The organism is Mesorhizobium sp. M2A.F.Ca.ET.037.01.1.1 (assembly GCF_003998075.1).
Taxonomy (GTDB): domain Bacteria; phylum Pseudomonadota; class Alphaproteobacteria; order Rhizobiales; family Rhizobiaceae; genus Mesorhizobium.
The window spans coordinates 1-3,751 of record NZ_RZSA01000683.1; the positions used below are offsets into that span (position 1 = coordinate 1).

The window sequence follows — 3,751 nt, forward strand, 5'->3', positions numbered from 1 at the left end:
CTTTTTGGTCCACGCGACGGAGCGACCGATGTAAGCGTCCGAATAGTCGGGGTAGAGCCCGATGACCTTGTTGTAGTCCTTGATCGCCGCGTCGTACTTGCCTTTGTCGACAAGCGCGATGGCCCGTCCGACATAGGGCGAGGCATCTTGCGGATCGATCGCCATCGCCTTGTTGAATTCGGCGATCGCACGATCATATTTGCCCTTGTGGTAGAACGCATAGCCGCGATCGACGAAAGCCGCGAGTTCCTTCGAGGATGGCATGATCGAATTACCGCCCATGCCGCCTTTCTGCTGCGCGGCCGTGGCCGCCTTGCGCGCGGCGGCGTAGTTTGGATTGTGCGGGTCTAGCTTGGCCGCCTGGTCGAAGTCGGCAATGGCATCGGCGTAGTTTTTGGCGTCGACCCGCGCCATGCCGCGGCCATAATAGCTGGCGGCGTCTTTCGGATCGATCTCGATCGCCGATGAAAAGGCCTCGATCGCTCGTTTCGGGTCTCCGGTGCCGTACCAGGCCGCTCCAGTACAGAAGAAGGCGCGGCTTGCTTTCGGGTCGAGCCTGATAGCTTTGATGCAATCGTCAAGCGCGCCGTCCGCGTCGCCCGCCGCGCCCTTGGCCAGACCACGGCGCGTGAGGAGCGCGGCGCCGTCGGGAATAATGGCGATGGCCTTGTCGAAATCGGCGATGGCGCGGGCAAAATCCTTCTTGCCATCAAAAGCCTTGCCTCGACCGAAATAGGCGAGCGGGCTCTCGGGGTCGATCGCGATGGCCTCTTCATAGGCCTCGATCGCTTCGTCATAGTTTTCTTCGTGCAAGAGGCTGTCGCCCTTGGCCACCGCGACCAGGACGCGGGGATCGCTGGTGTCGATAAGCTTCGCCAACTTCGGATCGGCAGGCGAAAGATCGTCACTCGCACCTGGCTCGGCCGAAGCCGCGGTGTCAGCCGGAGCGACGACGGCGTCCGCCGCCTTCGACTGCTCCAAGTCCTGCGCCTGTTCAGCTTTGTCCTCATCGCCGGCAGCCTGCTCGTCGCAGCTTCCCGATCGCGCGGGATCCAGCTCCACGGCGCGCCGGCAATCGGCCGCCGCGCCGGCCTGGTCGCCTTTGAGCGTCCTGGCGCGGCTGCGGCCGAGATAGGCGTCGGCATTCTTGGGATCGAGGCCGATTGCCCTGTCGAAATCGAGCAGCGCGCCTTCGACACCGTATTTCGCCAGGCGCGCGCCGGCGCGTTCGACCAGTATCCTGGCGGCGGCCTGATCCTGGGCAGCCTGGTCCTGTGTCGTCGCGGCCGGAGCGGTTTGCTGGCCGGCCTTGAGCGCGGCGCACGCACCGGCGCGTTGCGGGTCGAGTTCGACAGCGCGCCGGCAGTCGCTCGCGGCAAGGGTGTCATCCCCGTTTGCGGCCGCTGCCGCCGCCCTGTCGTAAACAGCGTCGGCGTTGTCGGGGTCCTCTGCGATGGCCATGCTGAAGGAATTGATCGCCCCTGCAAGGTCGCCCTGTTGCTGCAGCTCCAGCCCTCGTCTGATCTCCCCGGCAGCAAGTTTTGAACGAACTTGCCTGCCGGTGGCCTCCAACTGCTTGGTCAAAGAGGAAAGATCCGACTTGGACGCCGTTTCCGCCACAGGCACCTCGGCGTCGGCTGGCCCCGCATCGCAACTGCCAATCTTCTTCGGATCGAGCGCGATGGCCTTGCGGCAGTCGGCCGCCGCGCCGGCGCTGTCTCCTTTGCGTGATCGCATCAGCGACCGGCCGAGCCACGCCCTGGCATCGGTTGCATCGAGCGCGATCACCTTGTCGAAATCGGCAAGGGCGCGATCGTCGTTGTCCTTGCTCGCCCAGGCGACCGCTCGCGCGTAGTAGCCATCGACGTTCCCGGCGTCGAGCTCGATCGCCTTGTTGGCATCGGCGATGGCGCGCGCCCAGTCGCTCTTGCCGATCCAGGCGGCGCTGCGGTTGGCATAGGCATCGGCGCTCCTGGGATCCACGGCCAGCGCGGCGTCGTAATCGGCAATGGCGCGGTCGAACTCGTCCTTGGCGGCGTAGGCGAGGCCGCGATTGACCAGCGCAATGAAATCGGCCGGATCGATGCGGATCGCCTTGTCATATTCCGCAATCGCCTTGTCGCGTTCGCCCGTCTTGCTCCAGGCGGTGCCGAGGCCCGTATGGGCGTCACCGTTTTGCGGATCGGCCTCGATCGCCTGCTGGAAATCGAGCATGGCCGCGTCGATCTTGCCCTTGCGAAGGAAGGCCGAGCCGCGGCTGGAAAAGGCGTCGCTGGCGGACGGTTCGAGGCTGATGACGATGTTGAAGTCCGCGATCGCGCGGTCGTAATCGCCCCTGTTGGACCAGTCGGTGCCGCGGTTGAACAGCGCCGAGGTCGCCTTTGGATCGAGCGCGATCGCCTGGTTGTAATCGGCAATCGCGCCGTCCCAATCCTCCTTGTCGTCCCGGGCGGAGCCCCGATAGAAATAGGCCTTGATCCGCTGGCGCTCCGCTTGCGTATCGTCTTCGGCAATCGCCGTGCAGGCAGCGATGCGCTGATCGACCGCGGCCTGGTCGACATTCGCTTCCTTTTGGTCACTGCCCTGACCGCCGCTTTCGTCGCCGAAGCAAAGGGCATAGTCCCCGGCAAAGGCGGGCGTGGCAAGCGCGCCAAGCACCGTCACCCCCGCCAACGCCAGCCCATGTGAGAGCACGGCGACGAATATGCGCGAGACCGCGCCGGTACGGCGAGACATGGTTTGATCCTCCCCCCGGAGATGCCGCGACCGCGGCTGGCAATTCCTATATAGTTCTGTTTTTGTTCTAAAATGCAAGCATAAATTGCAGCGGGCCGCCGAAGTCGATCTCGCACCGAGGGATCCACCCTCACATATCGATTATCGACCTTCTCACCCGGCCGATGATGGTGATCGCGCCCTCCAGTTCCGGCGGCGGGATATCCAGGTAGGAAGCCGGCTGGAACGGCGGGTTGTCATTCGGGCGATAGCGTTTGTAGGTGGCCCGTCCCGTCTCGTCCGAGATCACATAGCAGCCATTGGTCACCAGCCGCTTGTCGCGCAAATTGACGAAGATGATCGAATCCGGCGGCGAGATCTTGTTCATCGACGGACCGTCGACGCGCAGCGCGATCCATTCGCCTTCCTCGAGGTCGGCGGTGGGGATGGTCGGATAGTCGGAGAGGTTGACGACGCTGTCCTGGCTGCCGAGCTCACCGGCGCTGATCCACGACACGATCGGCACGTCTATGGTGACGGGCGAGGGCATGAGATTGACCGGCGCCGCTTCGGCGCTGTCGCCCCCCAAACTGCCATTGAACAGCAGCCAGCCGGGGTCGACGCCGAACAGCCGGCCGTACTTCTCGGCGGCTTTCCGCGACAGCGGCCGGTTGCCGTTCTCATGGCTGATGAGGGTGTTTTTGTTGATGTCGCGCAGCGCCCGCGCGGCATCGCTGGGCGAGGCATAGCCGGCCTGGGCGCGCGCCTGCTGCAATCTGTGCCGGGAATCCATCATCGTACAAAATGCCTGAAATTTATCGTCCAAATTGTACGATTTCGCTTGCGCATCATTCGTACATAACGTACGCTTAGCGCATGAATGAGCATCCCGCAAGCATTTCCGCATTACCAGTGATTCCTGCTTTGGCCGCCGGCATCCAGGGACTGCCCACGAGCGTCTCGGGGCTTATCGACCGCTGGGGCAGCATCGGCGCTTTCGCCGCCGATGTCGGCTGCGGCTACGAGGCGGCGCGGC

Annotated in this window: 2 protein-coding genes; both read right to left on the minus strand. The window is 64.0% G+C overall.

Annotation, left to right across the window (positions count from 1 at the left end; genetic code table 11):
• A partial coding sequence (locus EOA27_RS26895) for a tetratricopeptide repeat protein (RefSeq protein WP_127257684.1) occupies window positions 1-2,736 on the minus strand: 2,736 nt, incomplete at its 3' end.
• Window positions 2,737-2,866: 130 nt separating this feature from the next.
• A complete protein-coding gene (locus tag EOA27_RS26900; protein ID WP_126083385.1) occupies window positions 2,867-3,511 on the minus strand; it encodes a S24 family peptidase in 645 nt (214 codons plus the stop codon).
• Window positions 3,512-3,751: the final 240 nt, after the last annotated feature.